This window comes from Desmonostoc vinosum, assembly GCF_059505385.1.
The window spans coordinates 19499-38328 of sequence record NZ_JCACKM010000066.1 but is presented as its reverse complement, the minus strand read 5'-3'; the positions used below and the strand labels follow the sequence as shown (position 1 = coordinate 38328).

General features: G+C 40.3%; 19 protein-coding genes. 8 read left to right on the top strand and 11 right to left on the bottom strand.

Annotation, left to right across the window (positions count from 1 at the left end):
- Window positions 1–69: 69 nt before the first annotated feature.
- The 5 genes from AC5JMF_RS11785 to AC5JMF_RS11765 all read right to left on the bottom strand — a co-directional run bounded on the left by AC5JMF_RS11785 (window position 70) and on the right by AC5JMF_RS11765 (window position 3952).
- Window positions 70–1734, bottom strand: coding sequence for an AMP-binding protein (locus AC5JMF_RS11785; RefSeq protein ID WP_495795899.1), 1665 nt, complete (start codon window positions 1732–1734; stop codon window positions 70–72).
- The gene (locus AC5JMF_RS11780) at window positions 1709–2122 is read right to left on the bottom strand and encodes an acyl-CoA thioesterase (RefSeq protein WP_495795898.1); all 414 of its coding nucleotides are present in this window, start codon (window positions 2120–2122) and stop codon (window positions 1709–1711) included. The genes AC5JMF_RS11785 and AC5JMF_RS11780 overlap by 26 nt, the downstream gene beginning before the upstream one ends.
- 192 nt (window positions 2123–2314) lie before the next feature.
- Window positions 2315–2689 carry a holo-ACP synthase gene (locus AC5JMF_RS11775; protein ID WP_495795897.1) on the bottom strand — a complete coding sequence of 125 codons (375 nt, stop codon included), beginning with the start codon at window positions 2687–2689 and terminating at the stop codon, window positions 2315–2317.
- On the bottom strand, window positions 2665–3561 hold the full coding sequence (locus AC5JMF_RS11770) for an acyl-ACP desaturase (protein WP_495795896.1): 897 nt from the start codon (window positions 3559–3561) through the stop codon (window positions 2665–2667). Before AC5JMF_RS11770 ends, AC5JMF_RS11775 begins: the two co-directional genes overlap by 25 nt.
- A gap of 112 nt (window positions 3562–3673) precedes the next feature.
- A complete protein-coding gene (locus AC5JMF_RS11765; RefSeq protein ID WP_495795895.1) occupies window positions 3674–3952 on the bottom strand; it encodes a hypothetical protein in 279 nt (92 codons plus the stop codon).
- Window positions 3953–4374: 422 nt separating this feature from the next.
- Here AC5JMF_RS11765 and AC5JMF_RS11760 point away from each other — a divergent pair, with 422 nt between their 5' ends.
- Window positions 4375–4500 carry a hypothetical protein gene (locus tag AC5JMF_RS11760; protein ID WP_495795894.1) on the top strand — a complete coding sequence of 42 codons (126 nt, stop codon included), beginning with the start codon at window positions 4375–4377 and terminating at the stop codon, window positions 4498–4500.
- 32 nt (window positions 4501–4532) lie between these two features.
- Here AC5JMF_RS11760 and AC5JMF_RS11755 read toward each other — a convergent pair whose 3' ends face one another.
- Both AC5JMF_RS11755 and AC5JMF_RS11750 read right to left on the bottom strand, forming a co-directional pair.
- Complete coding sequence (locus AC5JMF_RS11755; RefSeq protein ID WP_495795893.1) at window positions 4533–6479, bottom strand: APC family permease; 1947 nt, start codon at window positions 6477–6479, stop codon at window positions 4533–4535.
- Window positions 6480–6768: 289 nt separating this feature from the next.
- The gene (locus AC5JMF_RS11750) at window positions 6769–6987 is read right to left on the bottom strand and encodes a hypothetical protein (protein ID WP_495795892.1); all 219 of its coding nucleotides are present in this window, start codon (window positions 6985–6987) and stop codon (window positions 6769–6771) included.
- 874 nt (window positions 6988–7861) lie between these two features.
- Between AC5JMF_RS11750 and AC5JMF_RS11745 the strand changes: the two genes are divergently transcribed.
- From AC5JMF_RS11745 to AC5JMF_RS11730, 4 genes are all read left to right on the top strand, one after another.
- Complete coding sequence (locus AC5JMF_RS11745) at window positions 7862–7999, top strand: hypothetical protein (protein WP_495795891.1); 138 nt, start codon at window positions 7862–7864, stop codon at window positions 7997–7999.
- Window positions 8000–8175: 176 nt separating this feature from the next.
- Window positions 8176–8622: a tellurite resistance TerB family protein gene (locus AC5JMF_RS11740; RefSeq protein WP_495795890.1), complete on the top strand. Its 447-nt coding sequence runs from the start codon at window positions 8176–8178 to the stop codon at window positions 8620–8622.
- 496 nt (window positions 8623–9118) lie between these two features.
- Window positions 9119–10759 (top strand): calcium-binding protein, encoded by a 1641-nt coding sequence (locus tag AC5JMF_RS11735; RefSeq protein WP_495795889.1) that lies wholly within the window; start codon window positions 9119–9121, stop codon window positions 10757–10759.
- A 210-nt stretch (window positions 10760–10969) separates the two neighbouring features.
- Complete coding sequence (locus AC5JMF_RS11730) at window positions 10970–12325, top strand: UDP-N-acetylmuramoyl-tripeptide--D-alanyl-D-alanine ligase (RefSeq protein WP_495795888.1); 1356 nt, start codon at window positions 10970–10972, stop codon at window positions 12323–12325.
- Between the two features lie 364 nt (window positions 12326–12689).
- On the opposite strand, the gene AC5JMF_RS11725 is transcribed toward AC5JMF_RS11730, so the two are convergent.
- The 3 genes from AC5JMF_RS11725 to msrA all read right to left on the bottom strand — a co-directional run bounded on the left by AC5JMF_RS11725 (window position 12690) and on the right by msrA (window position 14536).
- Window positions 12690–13292 (bottom strand): hypothetical protein, encoded by a 603-nt coding sequence (locus AC5JMF_RS11725; RefSeq protein WP_495795887.1) that lies wholly within the window; start codon window positions 13290–13292, stop codon window positions 12690–12692.
- 51 nt (window positions 13293–13343) lie between these two features.
- Window positions 13344–13772: a KTSC domain-containing protein gene (locus AC5JMF_RS11720; protein ID WP_495795886.1), complete on the bottom strand. Its 429-nt coding sequence runs from the start codon at window positions 13770–13772 to the stop codon at window positions 13344–13346.
- A gap of 305 nt (window positions 13773–14077) precedes the next feature.
- The gene (msrA, locus tag AC5JMF_RS11715; protein WP_495795885.1) at window positions 14078–14536 is read right to left on the bottom strand and encodes a peptide-methionine (S)-S-oxide reductase MsrA; all 459 of its coding nucleotides are present in this window, start codon (window positions 14534–14536) and stop codon (window positions 14078–14080) included.
- Between the two features lie 129 nt (window positions 14537–14665).
- Here msrA and AC5JMF_RS11710 point away from each other — a divergent pair, with 129 nt between their 5' ends.
- From AC5JMF_RS11710 to AC5JMF_RS11700, 3 genes are all read left to right on the top strand, one after another.
- Window positions 14666–15421, top strand: a complete 756-nt coding sequence (locus AC5JMF_RS11710) for a class I SAM-dependent methyltransferase (protein ID WP_495795884.1) — start codon at window positions 14666–14668, stop codon at window positions 15419–15421.
- A 522-nt stretch (window positions 15422–15943) separates the two neighbouring features.
- Window positions 15944–16105 (top strand): hypothetical protein, encoded by a 162-nt coding sequence (locus AC5JMF_RS11705; protein ID WP_495795883.1) that lies wholly within the window; start codon window positions 15944–15946, stop codon window positions 16103–16105.
- A 282-nt stretch (window positions 16106–16387) separates the two neighbouring features.
- The gene (locus tag AC5JMF_RS11700) at window positions 16388–17410 is read left to right on the top strand and encodes a spore photoproduct lyase family protein (RefSeq protein ID WP_495795901.1); all 1023 of its coding nucleotides are present in this window, start codon (window positions 16388–16390) and stop codon (window positions 17408–17410) included.
- A gap of 191 nt (window positions 17411–17601) precedes the next feature.
- Here AC5JMF_RS11700 and AC5JMF_RS11695 read toward each other — a convergent pair whose 3' ends face one another.
- A complete protein-coding gene (locus AC5JMF_RS11695) occupies window positions 17602–18810 on the bottom strand; it encodes a 4-hydroxy-3-methylbut-2-enyl diphosphate reductase (RefSeq protein WP_495795882.1) in 1209 nt (402 codons plus the stop codon).
- Between the last annotated feature and the right edge of the window lie 20 nt (window positions 18811–18830).

Here is an 18830-nt window from a genome sequence, read left to right as displayed (position 1 = left end):
ACTCGCTGTCTCACCGCGTCTCCCTATCTCCGCGTCAGCCAAATCATAAGTCTTTCAACGGACATGATATCATTGCACAGCAAGTACAATTTTTCCCATCCTATAGGCTTGAGCGATCACTGTTCGTCGTAATTTACCACTGCTAGTTTTTTCTAGTTGTCCTGGACGAATTAAAAGTATATTTTCCACAGGGATTTTAATTCCCAGTTGGTTGAGAACAATCTCACTGACTTGGCGCTGGTGTTCAATAGCAAGCTTGAGAACACTAGCCTGTTTAGCTTCTATGAAAACGATGATTTGATCGTCAGCTTGGATTGTTGCAACTTTACTTGGTTGTACAAACGGCAACGACTCGATCGCATGTTCAAAATCACTCGCAAAATAGCTTTGACCATTAATTTTGAAGCGATCATTCAGCCTACCAGTAATGAATAATTCGCCCTCGCTGATTACACCCAAATCACCAGTGGGGAAAAAGCCGTCAGCATTGTAAAATGGGCGATCGCTTTCAAAGTAATGATCAACTAAAGTACCACCTCTAAGTTCAATTTCACCAATTTCGCCTTCATCGCAGAGATGACCATCCTCACTTTTGATGCGGACATCAAATGTACTCAACGGTTGACCGACAGAAATGGCTTTGCAACCATTTGTTAATGTCAAAATGCGGGGAATATCTGCTAACTTACAGCAGGAAATCATCAGAACTGCCTCTGCCATTCCATAGCAAGGCTTAATGGCGCTACGTTGCAATCCATATGGTGCAAGTATCTCCCAGAATTGATGTAGCCTATCGATATTGATTGGTTCACTGCCATTAAAGACTATGCGTAGCTGGGTTAAGTTTAAATCAGCGATGTCTGCAATATCAGTCATCGCCAACCGACGCAGACAGTAGCTAATAGCAAAATCAGGAATCACTGCGATCGCAATCTTTTTTTCTGACAGTTCGCTCAACCACCCCACAGGATTCATTAAAAACTGCATTGGGGTACTCAAATGCAAATCATGTCTGACATATAACGTTGTCAGCAAGCCACCGACTAGTCCCATATCGTGATATAGCGGTAGCCAGCTGGCTGTGACATCACCTAGTCTGTTTTGGGCTTGATTAGCGATCGCAGCCATCTGGACTACAATCTTCCCATGAGTCACTGGAATTCCTTTGGGAAAAGAAGTTGAGCCAGAAGAAAACTGCACAAAAGCAATATCAGTATCTGCGATCGTGGCAAAATTTGGTGGTTCTTGCGGCCGGATATCTGCGTTTGGTAACGGTAATCGCTGGATACTCAACTCTAGAGTTCTAATACTTGGCGCTTCTAAGATAAATTCCGCATGATATTGAGTTGCAACTTGCGTCAAAAAAGCCAGATAGCTATCCTTGAGAACACCCATGCTGTAAGGTTTAACCGACAATGGAATCGCCCCCAATCCCACCAAAGCAAAAAATGCAATAATAACGCCTTCGGTTGTTTCAAAAGGAAACAGAACCCGTGAACCAGCTGTGACATTCGCAGCCCGAAAATACTCCATATAGGCTCCAATCTTCTGATAAATCTCACAATAAGCCAAAAACTGAGATTCCGCAGCCCGATCTTCCCTCAAATATAACCCCAAGCGCGAGTCAGTATTCTTGAGAGCTTGAATCATATCGATCATCGTCATTGACAGATTAATTCTAGGTTGCAAGTCTGGAATTATTTCGACCTCAACCATGTTGTTGTGTGTTTTCATCGAGAAAATCCTGAAGAGTTCTAAGGGTTCGTTCGACTGAATCAATGAATGCTACTTTCACACGCGCATCAGCGGCAACTTTAACAATTCCGTCTTGGCAAGTCTCTACAAATTGATGAAAGATTACCTGATAGTGGTAATTTTCTTCCACATCCATGAGTTTCGTGATGATGTTGACCTCTCCTGGTAATATCTCACGGCTATAGTTGATTTCAATGCGAGCAACTACAGGAATAATCCGCTTTCCTCTAGCTAGGTTGTGACGTTCCAGCCATGACCATCGCCCTGCTTCTAAATATTCCAAAACAATAGCATTATTGACGTGACCCAAACTATCAAGGTCATTGGGGCGCACCTGAAGTTTTAAGTTAACAGTTTCAAAGTTCATATAGTAGTTCGCTTTGATTTCTGAGCTTATTTGCATAGGTAGAGAACAGGAAAAACGGCGTAGAACAGAAATCAAATATGATTTCTATAGCAGTCTTATCTGATTTGTGAAAATTCGCGGTGTCCAGATTCCCGACTTTTCAAAGAAGTCGGGGATCTTAGTTTTGACGAAATTTTGTTTCTCTGTTCCCTCTTAAGAAATGGTGACAACAGTAGATACATAATCCCCGCTATGGGATATGGAAAGGTGAGCAGTCCAACCTTGAAGCTGAAAATGCTCTGCTAGTGAGCCGTCGAACTCAAAATAAGGAGCATGACGGGAATTATGTCGGACTTCTGCATCTGTCCAGTAGAAATTAGGAGCGATCGCCAAGGCTTTAAATAAGGCTTCTTTGGCTGAGAAGGTAGCTGCCATACTTTGGAGAGGATTTTTACTTTGGTTAAAGTAAAGGCATTCAGTTTCTGTGAAGAAGATACCTGGAACCTTGAGGGCTTCAACCGTTTTCAATTCTGCAATTAGCTGAATATCATGCCCCAGTCCGATTAACATCCCACCAATTCCAACCATTTTTCCTCAACTTCAACCGCAGAGTTGACTTGAATTCCTGTAATTTGTTTGAGTGCTGAAAATATCAGATTTTGCTTACGCTCAATGTTATCGGGAATGACCATCTCATACTTGATAGAGTCCCACCAATTGACGTGAGAATCGCGTCGTTCAACATGTTGGCGCTGACTACCATAAAGTTCGCCTCCTTCTCGCACAAATAAGTGTGCAACAGCGAATGCACCTTTGGGTGAGTATTCTTGACTATCAACTAGAGCTTTAGCAAAACTGATGAAGTATGTCATATGCTGAGATTCATCAGCAGCAATTTGCTTAAACAACTTCTTCAATCCAGGATCTTGAGCAACACTAGCACACCAAGAGTAGTTAACAGTGGCTGTAATCTCCGAAATCGCCAGTAAAACCAGTGTTCTGAGCATGTCATCGTCAGGAAAAATCTTCCGAAACTCAATCAATGTTTCGTCATTGACAGCTTCTAAACCGAATAGAGTTGATAAGCGATTTAGCGTCGTTTCATGGAAGCTTTCTTCCTCATTCCAGTAACGACTCCAAGTACTACAAGCTTGCATCACACTCGCCAAAACTGGATTGCGATCTTGCCAACGACGACACTCAGTATCAGCTAATCTAGCTAGGCGATCGGCTCCTGGTTTAGTAGTTAATTCTGCACGTCCAGCATTCCACAAGTTAGCTTTGTCAAATTCACTCACATTTTCCAGATTAATCCCACCAATCATTTCTACCGCACTCCAGCGGCGCTTTTCATGGAAATAGTGTTGTTCCCATATCAAATCAATCAAGGAGCTGCGTTGCTCAGCAATAATTGCATACAAGTTACTGACAATGTCGGATCTCGAAATTGTATTTACCATAACAGATATATAATTGATTTAAGTGTCGTTTTATGAAGTAAAAGCTTTACTATTACTTGCTACTTTCTAACCAAATATCCATGCAATAAATCACATAATAAATTCTCTATTTTCAAGCCAGATCCAAACTAACTTTCTCAGCTTCATTGAGAAATACTTCTAATACATTTGAAATTGGGGTATCAAGTGAAAAAGCTGGCAATTTAATTTGGATGCCATACTGCTTTTTGAGTGTGTTAGCAGTTTTGGCAAAAACCTCCATTAAATCAATGCTGTTATGTAGCTGATTAGAACGAGCAATAATTGCCGATAGCGTCAAGTCATCCTCAAAGATTTCTGCAACAGATAAACCAACATTTTGAGCGAAAATCTCACAGATATAGTCTTTCATGATTTGAAACTCCTTAATTCCGGTATTTAAGCGACAAATTTGACTTAAAATCAGATGATTTTGATATTCACATAATATTTATGGCACATACTAAGTTGAAATTAGTTACGTAGTTTTACCAGAAATCAGAGCCTGCATTTCCTCAATTTTAGGTTTTGTCGAAATATCAGCAGTTAATTCAGTTTTTATGCAATAGTTGAGCAAGTTTTTGATCTCTGCACTTAATTACCATAAGAAATTAACTGAAGCTATAGTTCAGCTTCATAAGCTAATAATCATTTAAATTACATCCCCGCGTCTCCCCTTAAGCGCGTCCTCCGAAGTTTGCTCAACGGGGGGAACCCCCGCACGCAACTTCTCTTTGCGTCTTTCTGAGGCAAAGGATTATGCAAGTTAAAGGCAGATTAGCTTATGAGTGATTCATGAGAAAGTTAGAAGTTTACGGAAATCTAACAAGTAATACCAGTTCGCAATTAAGAAACTTAGTAGCGATCGCTGCTATTGCTCAGGATCGTTTATCCTTGAGATATAAAATTACTTATTATTAAAATTTCTCCGCGTCCCTTTCATCAATGGGATGTCAACCTCCTACATGGATGCCGGGACGACATTTAGGATCTTTCTCGGCTTTACGAAGCACTTCACGAGTTACAACAGCAATATCACCTTCACCAAACAAGATGAAGCGTAATAGGTATTGTACGGGGTTTCCCTCTACCCAACCAAAGTAAGCATGAGGTATTTTACCTGTTTGATCGCGGATATAAAGAAGTAAAGCTGCGATCGCATTGGGAACTGCTGCACTCTCAGCCCGCAAAATACGATAATTACCAACTTGCACTCCTTTAACTCTGATCACATCTGCAAATTCGGAAGCATCAGCTACTATAATCTCTAGAAACAGGATAGGATCAGTAACTGGAATATGATTATCCTCGCGTACCTCTTTCTCTTTTAAAAAATACTCTTGCTCATCACCCTCGTTTAGTCGGTTAGCAATCAGCCTAATTGCTCTTTGGCTTTCCTCAGCAATGAATTGGCGAGCTGTTTCATCAACTTCAATCCTTTCTACTCGCAGTTCTGTCGATCGCCAAACGCGAGATATTAATGAGGTAATAATAATCGCACCGATAAAGAATGCGGCAATTCTAATACCTTCTGGTCTTTCGATGATATTAACAATAGTGGTATACAAAAATAATAGCGTGATTGTGGTAAACACCAGTGTTTTCTGTTTGGCTCTCTGACGATGGACTGATAAAGTTACAGCTAGTGCAGCGGAAGTCATTAAAACTAATACACCAGTTGCATAAGCCCCTCCTTGAGCTTCTACGTTCGCTTGAAAGATAATTGTGACAATAAAAGCAACAATTGTATAAACCAATACTAATGGTCGAGTCACTAATGCCCAGTTTGGTGCCATGCCATAGCGTGGTAGATAGCGCGGCACAATATTTAACAGTCCTGCCATCGCAGATGCACCCGCAAACCACAGAATAGTAATAGTACTGAGATCGTAAATTGTGCCAAAACTATTACCAAAATACAAATGTGCTAAATAAGCTAAGGCACGTCCACTAGCTTTGCCTCCTGTTTGAAATTCTGGTGCTGGAATCAGTAGGGTGGTTACAAAACTACTGGTGAGCAAAAAGAAGCTCATCAGCACAGCCGCCGCAGTCAATAGCTTGCGTGTGTTGCGAATCCGTCCCCTTGGGTTTTGGGGATCGTCATCGCTATTACCTTGGACAAGCGGCATCACAGTTACACCAGTTTCAAAGCCGGACAATCCCAGCGCTAGCTTGGGAAATAGTAAGATAGCCACGCCCAGCATGACAAAAATATTAGAATGACGCGTGAAAAGTGCAGTTTGCCAATCAGCGATCGCCGATGGATGATTTAAGATTTTATACAGACCGACGCTAATCACAACGAAATTTAACAGTAGGTAAACTCCCACCAAAAATACTGCGATTCCAATAGCTTCTCGAAAGCCTCTGAGAAAAACTGCGCTGAGCAATGCTATTAGTACCAGCGTAATCCCAATCTGTTGATGGTCAAATAAAGCTGGAACCAGTGGATTTTCAATGATATGGGCTGTAGCATCAGCAGCTGAGAGGGTAATGGTAATGATGAAGTCTGTTGCCACAAAGCCAAGTAGACACAGCACAAATAACTTACCCTGCCACCAAGTAAGTAAGTTTTCTAGCATTGCTATAGACCCTTCACCATGAGGACTTTTCGCAGCAACGCGCCGATAAATCGGCAATGCCCCAAAGAGTGTTAGCAGTACTAAAATTAGTGTTGCTAGAGGTGAAAGGGCACCTGCCGCCAGTGCAGCGATACCAGGTTGATAGCCAAGGGTTGAGAAATAATCTACGCCTGTGAGGCACATAACTTGCCACCAGGGATGGCTGTGATGCAATTCTTCTTTACGGTAAGGGCCTTCCTTCTCTTGTCTGTCTTCTTCAAGCAACCACTGGACGAACTTGTTGCTGAGTTGATTTGTCGAAATCGTTGGCTTAACCATCAAGTCTTACCCCTGCTTTGTAATACATAAGTAATGTATATGCAACAAAATCTGGACTTTGATCAGTTCCTTAATTTAAGTACTGACCTGTTAAGTAGAGATGATGCACCCACTTTGAGAGAGATTATGTATTGATGTCAACAACTCAGGAGGTAAGAAGAGGAAATGAATTACAAAGCCCCCGCCTCAAAAAGCGGGGGATATCAACGAAGGGCAGGAATTCTTATTTTTCTTACTTTATCACTACCAAATCAGTAGCAGACGCTTATAACGCTTATAAGTAGGATGATTAAGCCCCAGGTGATGATTTTGCTGCACTTGTCGTTGCAGCTTGTGCGTTATTCATTGCTGCTTGATACTGAGCTAATATTTGCATTTGATTCATCAATGCTTCCATCTCAGAGAAATAACCACCCCGGACTTTGAGTGCTGTGTTGTCCAATTCTACAACTACATCTTCTACAACTAAGTCTTTTACAGTTAACTGTCGTGATTTACTCATCTTCATAAGTTTGCTCACTGTATGGCTAATTGCTTAATACAAGAATACTCCTTTTTGAGTTAATTGACTGCTTGGCATGATTAGCGATCGCATAAAAACCTCATAAGTAGTTGTGCAAAATAAATTATCTATTTAGGCAAGGGAACAGTGAACAGTAAAGGAATACAGCGATTTCAGTCGTGTTAAAAAATGTCTAAATATTTATGCGTAGGTACTTACCAACAAGGGAAGCAGGCAAAGCAGAGGACGAAGAATCTAATAATTATCTTTACTCTCAAAATTGGATAATTTATTTTCTGGAATTTCCCAAACAAATATTTGGGACAATTATTAATAAATATTTCGGTATCCAAAATTGCCCAAACTCAATAGAGAAACAAATAATTAAGAATCTATCCGTTAAATTATTGAAAAATACCTTTTGGTATTTCCTAAACATAGGTATGAAATATGAGTAATTTATAGCTTTTCTCTTTATAAGAGTTTCATTAACTATTTAATGCCAATCTAGATATTACGTTCATTTAAGCAAGATAGTTGAGAATAATTTTAATTAAATCAAATTTCTCTTTACTGAAAAATCTTCGCCAAATACTAAATAAGTATTATCTTGCTATATGTTATGTAAATTACCAGTTTAACAACATTTTTGCGTAAATTTAGATGATACAATTCTGGCAATAATCTCAGTATAAGTAACCTCCTTTACAAAGGATTAATGAAATTCATGGAATCTTTAGCAAGAAAAAGTTAAAGCACTCTGCTGAAAGAGCTAAAGTTTTGTTAAGATGCAATTGCTAGCAATTTTTCAGCAAAATTCACCTCTCAAGGTGTAGAAAAATAAAGATTACTAGCAACACAGAGTTCAAAAGGTAAGATGATGACCACCTCCATTTTCTTCGATGATGCTTTACGGATGCTTGTTAACGCCTATTGGATATCAGCAATACTGCTAATAGCGGCCTCTGGCATAGGTTTGGCAGTAATCGAAACAATCGAAAAGACTGGAGAACGCTAAGTTCACAACTAGCAGTGTGCTTGTTGCTGAAAACCATTGAATGCAAGTGTTCGCGATCAAGAAATCCTGGGAACACTAAAGCTATGAAAGTCTCGCAGCGTTGCAGTATTACCTCAAAATTATGAAACGCGCAGGTAACTGTACGGCTACTGAGACCCTACCAAGGAGCTACTTCAATGGGTCTACTCGATACTGTGTTGGGCACAGAAAAAAAAGCCCAAGAAACACTCAGTTCAGCAGAAGCATTTGCTGTGATTATTTTAGGTACGACAGCCGCAGACGGTTATCTCTCTGATGATCAGGCAAATTGTATTTCTTTTTTACTATCTCGGATGAAGCTTTTTAAAACTTATACGCATGAGATGCTGAATAAGCTGTTTGACATAATATTGAGCATTCTCCGACAAGATGGTCTCAATACTTTGTTTGATGCAGCTAAAGAATCTCTATCTCAAGACTTACGGGAAGCAGCCTTTGTAGTGGCTACTGATTTGGTATTGACTGAAGGCATACTAACTGAAGAAGAAAACCACTTTTTAAATGATTTATACTTAGCTTTAGATGTTTCTCGCGATCTAGCTATACAAATTGTCCAAATAATGTTAATTAAAAACCGGGGATAAAATGATCAGCAAGAGGAAATAAAAATTTTTTTATTGCCTGGACTTAATTAAACTATATAAATACCTCATAAATCAAGCGTGCCAAAGGAGTTAACCTTCTTTGGCATTCTTTTTGGAATGATTGCAGCAAAATAAATTATCTAGTCCTAACGCACCACCATAAATTTGCGGTGCGTTGCAATAAGGCATAACACAACCTACAAAACTGAATGTCACCCTGCTCTCTTGTCTCTTGTTGAAAGTTCCTTGGTGTTCGGTTTTTATCCTCAGCTGATATCCTCAACTACCAGGCAACAGCTATATTTTTACTTTTTAAAATAACAGATTCTGCAATATATTTGTCTCTTTCAAGCGTTTGAAATGACTAATATTTTCCCTAAATAAGTACATAAACAGTAACAATAAAGTCCATTTTAAATTAATGCTGTTGGCACAATTCTCCAAAATTTCAATGACGTATTACATACAAACCTACAGCAAAACGAAACATAACATTATGGCTATTAACGGAACCCCAACTCCTGGCAACGACATTATTAATGGTGATGCTGCGAATAATTTTATTGATGCCTTAGCAGGTGATGATACTGTCAATGGTAACGGCGGTAATGACACCCTCATTGGTGGATTAGGTAATGACAGTCTTTTGGGTGCGGTTGGCGATGACGTCCTGATTGGCGGGGAAGGCAATGACAGTCTTTCTGGCGATGTATTTGGCGGTACTGGCAATGATAGCCTCAACGGTGGTGCAGGTGACGATAAACTCAACGGTGGCTTAGGTCAAGACACGCTTGTTGGTGGTGCAGGTAACGATACTTACGCCATTAACTCAGCTGATGCCACCATTATCGAGCAAGCTAACGAGGGGAATGATATCGTTAATTCTTTTATTACCTATACATTAGGAGCTAACTTAGAAAGATTGACCCTGGTGGGAACGGCTAATATCAATGGCACTGGCAATAATGTCAATAACATAATTCTTGGCAATAGTGGCAATAACATTTTAAGTGGCTTAGGAGGGGATGATTCAATTAATGGTCTTGAGGGAAATGACACCCTCACAGGTGGCGTTGGCAACGACGTTCTCGCAGGTGGACTTGGCTTTGACCGAGTTGTTGAGTCAGGCGATGTCAACTTTACTCTCACTGACACCAAATTGACAGGGAATGGTGTTGATACTCTTAACTCAATTGAGAACGCAAATCTGACTGGTGGTTCGAGCGACAATATCCTTGATGCTTCCGGCTTTAGTGGAGGCGTTCGACTCAGTGGTGGTTTTGGCAACGATCAACTCAAAGGTGGCGCTAAGAGTAGTATCCTCTTTGGTGGATCTGGCAATGATACTCTCATCGGTGGGGCTGAAGGTGATTCTCTGTTTGGTGATAATGGAGATGATTTCATTCAAGGCGCAGGTGGCAATGATCAACTCAAAGGTGGGGACGGCAACGACACTCTTAAAGGAGATGCCGGCGATGACGATCTGCGCGGGGAAAACGGTAACGACGTTATCGATGGGGGAAGCGGCTTCGATTCAATTCTAGATTCGGGCAATTTCTTCAGATTTATTTTGACCGATACCAGCCTAGAGAAGAGTAACTCCAGCCTGACAGAAAAGGATAGTCTGAAATCAATCGAACAAGCAACACTATTCGGTAGTGCTAGCGGTGACATTATGAGTGCTAGCGGATTTAGTGGTAAAGCCTTCCTCTTCGGTGACGACGGGAACGATGTGCTTACAGGTGGCAGTGGCAGTGATAGCCTTTTTGGAGGCAATGGAGTTGACTCACTCAATGGCTTTGCAGACGATCCGTTGACTATTGAACGGGATAGTTTAAGTGGTGGAAACGGTGTTGACTTTTTCGTACTCGGTTTCAACTTTGGTTTTGGTGCTATCGGTTACAGCGATTTTGGTTCCTTGGATTTTGCCACTATTACTGATTTTAGTGCTGCTCAAGGCGATAAGTTTCGAGTTGGTGGTAACGCTTTGTCGGAATATAGCCTTGTCAAACAAAGCTTCGGCGGAATTGGTTCTGGGGCGGTTGATACGCAAATCTTCCGAGGTAATGAGTTAATTGCAGTGGTGCAAGATAACACTGATGTTTCTATTCCCCGCGACTTCCAAATCTTCGGTTAAATTTAAAACTCTATCAATTGCGTATAAACGTGTAATGGCGGGTTTAATTAGATTCTCGTTGAGCTATTGCTCATATCTGTGAACCCGCCCCTACTGGCTTCTTTTCTCAAAACCCAGGTACATCTAGTTTTCTTAATTACGAATTACGAATTACGAATTACGAATTACTACTACCTGTTACAATGCGGTTTTAATAATTTGAATCAACTTATGCCTGGTTTTGCGACTCTAAATCAACTTGTTGAAGTTCTTTTAGCTCACACGGAAAATTTATCTGAAACTGCTTTAGCACAAGTAGGTAATGGTATACAAACCGATAGCCGGATTTTGCAGCCGGGTGAAGTGTTCGTAGCTTTACGAGGTGAAAAGTTTGATGGACATGAGTTTGTGCCAACTGCGATCGCCAAGGGTGCAATAGCTGCTATTGTTGATTTTGCATACGAAAATCAAGGGTTTCCCATATTACAAGTACCAGATACCCTCAAGGCATATCAGCAAATTGGTCGATGGTGGCGCGATCGCTTCAATATTCCTGTCATCGGTGTTACAGGTTCTGTAGGTAAAACTACTACCAAAGAGCTAATCGCCGCAGTTTTGGCAACAAAAGGACGAGTCCACAAGACTTATGGCAATTTCAACAACGAAATCGGTGTCCCCAAAACCCTACTAGAACTTGGTACACAACACAACTACGCTGTGATTGAAATGGCGATGCGGGGTAGAGGGCAAATTGCTGAACTCACACAAATAGCGCGTCCAACGATTGGTGTAATTACCAATGTAGGTACAGCACATATTGAGTTACTCGGTTCTGAAGAAGCGATCGCTCAGGCAAAATGCGAATTGTTAGCCGAAATGCCCACCGATAGCGTGGCGATTCTCAATTATGACAATCCTTTATTAATCGCCACAGCCGCAAAGGTATGGCAAGGACAAGTGATAACTTATGGTTTCTCTGGCGGTGATATCCAAGGACAGCTAATTGATCACCAGACTTTGGCAATCGCAGGAATCCAATTACCTTTACCTCTACCTGGGCGTCACAATGCCACTAATTTTTTAGCCGCTTTAGCAGTGGCGAAAGTCTTGGGAATTGATTGGTCATCTTTACAAATGGGTATAACAGTTGATATGCCTACAGGGCGATCGCAACGGTTTACTTTACCCAATGACGTGTTAATCTTAGATGAGACTTATAATGCTGCACCAGAAGCTATGCTAGCAGCATTGCAATTGTTAGTAGATACCCCCGGTAAACGTAAAATTGCCGTACTAGGCGCGATGAAAGAATTGGGAGAGCGATCGCCGCAACTACACCAAAAAGTTGGTGAGACAGTGGGTAGGTTAAATTTAGATAGTTTGTTAGTTTTGGTAGATAGCAAAGATGCCGAAGCGATCGCTCTTGGTGCCGAGGGTATACCATCAGAATGCTTTGCAACCCATGCAGAATTAGTAGCTAGGTTAAAGACATTTATCCAAGCAGGCGATCGTTTACTTTTCAAAGCAGCCCATTCAGTGGGACTAGATCGGGTTGTCAATCAGTTGCGTGCAGAATTTATCAAGTAGGGACTGGGGGATTGGGAACATTTCGTTGAGCTTCAGTGCATCGCTAGGGATTAGGTAAGTAGGTGAACACAATTACAGCACTTTGCAAGTAAATGAAGTACACATCTTAATATGATAAATCTTGTGGGGTGGGCATCCTGCCCGCCCTTGTGTACTTCATTCAGATGAAATGTGCTGTATTTAGAAGACGCATTTCGACTTCTCCCAAGGGGAGACGCTACGCGCTAAGCGCAGCCATGCCCGCAGGGCTTTACGCTCAATGCTCGATCCCCGATAAGACGAGGGTTGAGCGGAGTCGAAACCCGGCAACCTCTTTTTAGGTTTAATTTAGTCCTTCTATTTAATGTCGATTCAAATCAGATTATTATCCTTGATGAATTGCGCTTGATAAAATGCCTAAAATCTTCTTAAGATCTCTAATATAATATTCACTTAAATCTATAAAAACAGTATTATCTTTGAGCTTAAGAAATTGCCAAATCGTGCCAATTGTCACAGCACCATAAACAGTTTTTACTGTATTTCCTTCTTGCTGGTTAAATAACTGTGCAGCTAGCATTTCTGCTATACACTGACCCAAGCCAGATTTTAGATTTTCGTTTTTTGTTTCTACAAGAGTGATCACAGGGGCGCGTACTAAAAGCTGTTCTTTAGAGAGACTAATAATAAAATCACAAAACCCATTTAATCCCCTAGTAATATCTACATTAAAATCCACGCCTGAAAATAAACTAATTTCATAATTAAATCTGCGTCTTATCTCCAATAAAATAGGAGCAATTATCATTTCTGAGCGAGCTTTCTCTGTATTAATAGAAACTGCTAAATCAACATTCTCCTGAAGAATTGTTGCTAATAAACTACTGTATTCAACCTCTGGGATATCTGCAAATAATCCGGAAGATTCATTAATTGTGATGCCAAAATCTTTAATTAAATCGCTAAGCTTAAACTCACTGTAAGACATAAAAATCAACTCTCAACTTTAAATATTAACGACTGAGAGTGTGGCTAGAAATCAACAGCGATACTCATCGATATTATCTACTCGTTCTGACTCGTATCTACCTTTAATCTCATGATTAAAAAACTCACCAATTGAGTCACAAGCATGTAAATCTTCCCAAGTATCTGCGTCTACTCCTGAGTATTGATAAATAGCACCACTCTGAAACTCGACTTGCAAGGTGTGTGCATCATGATCGTAACCGACTGCGATCGCCATTGATGAGCTAACTGGCAACATAGCGATTGGTTCTTCCACAACAGCAAGTGTTGCAGTCTCAGCCACTATCTCATTGAGTTGTTGCAGTCCCTCATAAGCTTGGATTGGTGCGGGGATTTCCAAAAACTCTAGTTCGCTACCTCTGTCGAGTAATAACTGCAAATATCCTTCAGAGTGAGCGATCGCTACTACATCACTTAAGTCTATCTTTGATAGCTTCATTAATTTTGCTCTCCTGTCAGCCTAGTTGAGAATGATAACTATTTATACTGATATCTTGCACCAGTCCCAAAAACCGCCATAGGTTAGAAACCTATGGCTAATAGCAAAAGTCCTCTCAAGAGGACTAAATCTCACAAAAAGCATAGATTTTAGTCCACTTAAGTGGACTTAACCTAATAAGAGCGAGAATTTATTCTCTGGCGGGAGATTGGGCAGGTGCAAGATCTAAGTATACAAAAATCAAATTTTAATAGTATATTTGTACTATATAATAAATCGACTGTCAAGGTTTCTTCCCCCACTCCCTAGTTAGTTTTTTTCTTCTCAAAATACTGCTGATGTTCCTCAGCTGCTAGATAGTATTCACCAACAGGCTTAATCTCCGTGACAATATCTTGAGCAAACTTACCAGACATTTGCAGCTTTGCTTTTGACTGCTTGGCTGCTGCTTCTTGCTGGATGTCGTGGAAAAAGATTACAGTTCTATACTGTTCGCCTTTGTCTGGGCCTTGGCGGTTAGGTGTTGTTGGGTCATGGATATCCCAAAATACTGCCAGTAAGTCATCATAACTTACATATTGTGGGTCATACTCCACTTGCACCACCTCAGCGTGACCTGTGATTCTAGATAACACATCTAGATAGCATGGGTTGGGAAAATGCCCTCCCATATAACCGACTGAGGTTGAGACTACTCCTTCTATTTTGCGAAATGCTGCCTCCACACTCCAAAAACAGCCAGCGCCAAAAGTTGCCTTTACCATGAGTATTATGCACTCCAACTTGCAATCTGTTTTTCTAAATTTTGTACGTGCTGGTTAAAATAAGCTAGCGATCGCATTTACTAGAGTTAGGTAAATTCTATCCCTACACCTATATTTCTTCAACGCGCTATGTTAGATAAAACACATCCTCACAGTGATGACAAGGTAGCTTTCCAGCCCAAAGAGTTCTTTAACGAGCAATGGCAAGTTTATCAAAAAGTACTCAACAATAATTACATGGAACACCATGAAATTTCCTGTGTACTACACAAATTTCTGCTTGACTACTTGCAAAAACCATTTAAAATGCTTGATTTGGGATGTGGTGATGCTAGCTTTACTGCTCAAGCTTTGCTGAATACCGCTATTACTTCCTATAAAGGTATAGACCTCTCAGTACCAGCGCTGGAAATCGCCAATAGTAACATGGCTAAGATTCCATGCAAAACGACCTTGATTGTAGGTGATTTTTCCCAAGTAGTTGATGAACTGGTACTCAATCCGCAAGATAAATTTGATGCTATTTTGATCTCTTTTGCGCTTCACCATTTAAATCTTCAACAAAAGGATAGCATTATTGGTCAGTTAAGAAATTTGCTCACATCTGACGGTGTTTTGATTCTCATCGATGTTGTTCGTCAAGAGGGAGAAGACCGAGAAACTTATGTGCAACGCTATCTAGATAACGTTCAAAAGTCTTGGTCTTTACTTACTAGTGCAGAGTATTTCCTGGTTGCAAATCACATATCTACGAGTGATTTCCCTGAAACTCAGCAAACTCTTCAAGAAATCTTTCAAAAACATGGTTTTAGTCGCTGCGATTGTTTCTATCGTGATTCGCTAGATACCACAAGAATGTTATGCTTTTCCGATAATTTTCGATAGCAGTTCTTATTCAATAGATAGCGGTGTTGCTGGCGACACCATAGTGAACAAAAGAAATCAAGTCCGCAAAAGCGGACTTGAATAAGGCTAAAATCATGTGTTCCGTATACTTTTTATTCTCGATAATTAATGTTGAGCAAGCAAGTCTTTCCCAATTATTTAATAGACATAATTAGAGGAATTATATTTATTAGTTTAGTTGTATAAAGTTGAGAATGTATGGAAAAATCAATGTTTTTAATTTATTTAAATACGGATATGAAAACAAGCTTACAACAACACTAAGCCATGTGTAAACAGCAAGATACATATTTATTTAATAGACCTTGCATTTGTATGTTTGATTACCAGTTGTTTTAAAACTAATCAGATAATGATGTTAATTCTCCGTATTTTTTGGGAAAAAACTCTGATAGTTACGTCTTTTGAATATGAGAAAATATCAAAGTTTTAAAATTAAACTGTAAGTAAATTAGGGATAAAAATTTATTCCTATCTTGAAAGAAAAAGTGAGGATAAGCGATGACTAATTTGGATTATCCTATTTTCTTTTTATTGTTAACAGCGTTGGCGTTAGCAATTACTAAGATGACTATTGCTTTGGATAAACTGGATCTTGAGCGCTTTTATATTTGGACGAGTATTGCTTGTGCGATCGCGGCCACACCAATGATGTTATGGTAAGGGCATCAAGGCTCAGATTCCTGGCTTCTCTAAAAAGTTGGGAATCATGTTGTTCCAAAGCTTCCCATAGCTTTGTCATAGGAAATTACTACCCTTAAATGAGTGAAATCCGCTTGCTTGTTCGATAGTAAGCTGCAAGCCCAGATTTTAAAATAGAACTAAGTCACCAAAAACACTTTGCACAATTGCAGATATCAGCAAGATAAATAACGGAGAATGATATTGCTGAGTACAACTAAAGACCATGTTTCGATATCAGATACACAACCAACAAAGTTATGGATGCCTGAACGGGTAATATTCACACCTGCGGCTTTGGATAAACCTTGGGGACAAAACATATTAACGCGTGTACAGTCACTTAACCTACCGATAGAAGAACTACCACGTAATCGCCTGACAGGTTTACGTGGTGAAGATGAGCGCGATACTTACAATATTGCTAAGCGTACTCTTGCGGTTGTGACTGCACCACCCAGCAAATTCAAACTTAGTCCAATTCCGCCGTCTGCTGATTGGCAATTTCATATCGCTGAGGGTTGTCCTGCACATTGTCAATACTGTTACCTGGCAGGTAGTTTATCAGGGCCACCCGTTATTCGCACTTATGCTAACTTACCGCAAATATTAGAGAACTTAGCAGCTTACGAACGACTGGAACAGCTAACAACCTATGAAGTTAGCTGCTACACTGATCCATTGGGTATTGAGCATCTTACAGGTAGCCTGGCCGAGTGTATCCGTTATTTTGGTATGCGTACTGATGCACATTTACGTTGTGTATCAAAATTCGATGCGGTGGATGGCTTACTCAACTTACCTCACAATGGCCATACTCGCTTCCGCATGAGTGTTAATGCTGCACCTATTTCTGGTAGGTTTGAAGGTGGTACAGCGTCAGTTGCATCACGTCTGGGAGCATTGCGTAAGTTGGCACTACCACGAGAGTCTGACGGTGGTGGCTATCCAGTGGGGTTAGTGGTTGCGCCAATTATGCCTATAGATGATTGGCAGATGCACTATGGACGCTTGTTTGATGCGATTAGTGAAGCGCTAGATATGGACTGTGACCTCACGTTTGAGTTAATCTCGCACCGTTTTACACCAGGGTCAAAAGAAGTATTACAAACTTGGTATCCGCAATCGAAATTAGACATGGATGAGGCGAAACGCAGTGTCAAACGTAATAAATTTGGTGGAATTAAGTATGTTTACGACGCTGACACGATGAAGACGATGAAGCGCTTTTTTACAAATGAGATTCAACGGCGCTTTCCAAATGCTGAGATTTTATATTGGACTTAATTATCGGCGGTGAGAAAGCCGTTATCGATTTTTGAAGGTGCAAGAGCGATCGCACCTCCTCCCCCTAACACATCATCAAATAAGCCATGTGTTGCTAAATGAATTATACGTGCAATTGGTAACTATTTAATGATCGCTCTCATCAAGACCCTCTATAATGTTCAAGAGGAGCTGATAATTTCTCTTCTTGATTAAACTAAGATCACTTTTGCTTTTTCTACAAAAATTTTCTCAATTACATCTTCTACCACTTTGTCTGGTGTAGAAGCACCAGAAGTAATGCCAACAATAATTTCTCCATCTGGCAACCAATTTTCTGTAATTACTAATTCTCCATTTAATTGCCGATGTTCAATAGAATTTCCCGATTTGATTCGTCCTACACTATCAATGTGATAAGAATGAATTCCCTTCTCAGCGGCAATCTGTTGAAGTTGAGTAGTATTTGAGGAATTAAAACCACCGATGACTACCATCAAATCTAAATCATCTTGCACTAACTCCAACATTGCATCTTGCCGTTCTTGAGTAGCATCGCAGATAGTATTAAAACTTTGGAAATGTTGATTCAGTTCAGTAGGGCCATACTTCTGCATCATGGTATGCTCAAACAGCTTACCAATCTTTTCAGTTTCGCCTTTGAGCATTGTGGTTTGGTTAGCAATGCCAACTCTTGCTAAATCTTGGTCGGGGTCAAATCCAACTGAACAAGCTTTAGCAAATTTAGTCAAAAATTCGTCACGGTTGCCACCATTAAGAATATAGTTAGCAACATATTCGGCTTCTTGCAAATTTAGCACAATTAAATATTTGCCAGCAAAAGAACTGGTAGCAACAGTTTCTTCATGCTTGTATTTACCGTGAATAATTGAAGTGTAATCAACCTTTTTATGCTTTTCAACTGTATTCCAAACTTTGGATACCCAAGGACAAGTTGTATCGACAATTTTGCAGCCTTTATCATGGAGAATCTGCATTTCTTGAACGCTAGCCCCAAAAGCAGGTAAGATCACAACATCACCAGTAGCCACAACAGTAAAATCTTTTTTACCTGCTTCCACAGGAACAAATTCTACTTCCATTTCCTGCATTCGTTGATTGACAGCAGGATTGTGAATAATTTCATTAGTAATCCAAATTTTTTCTGCGGGGAAGTGCTGACGAGTTTCATAGGCCATAGCTACTGCACGTTCTACACCCCAGCAAAAGCCAAACGCTTGCGCCAGACGGATTGTAACATCACCTCGTTGCAGTGTGTAGTTGCGATCGCGAATTTCCTGAATCAAGCTACTTTGATACTCAGATTCTAACTGGTTAGCAACCTCTGCTTGATGACCAAACCCTTTGCGATTGTAATTTTCTGAATGTTGGAGTGTCCGTTTAAAAGCTTTTGTATCCATTAGACTTGTCAACTTAAATT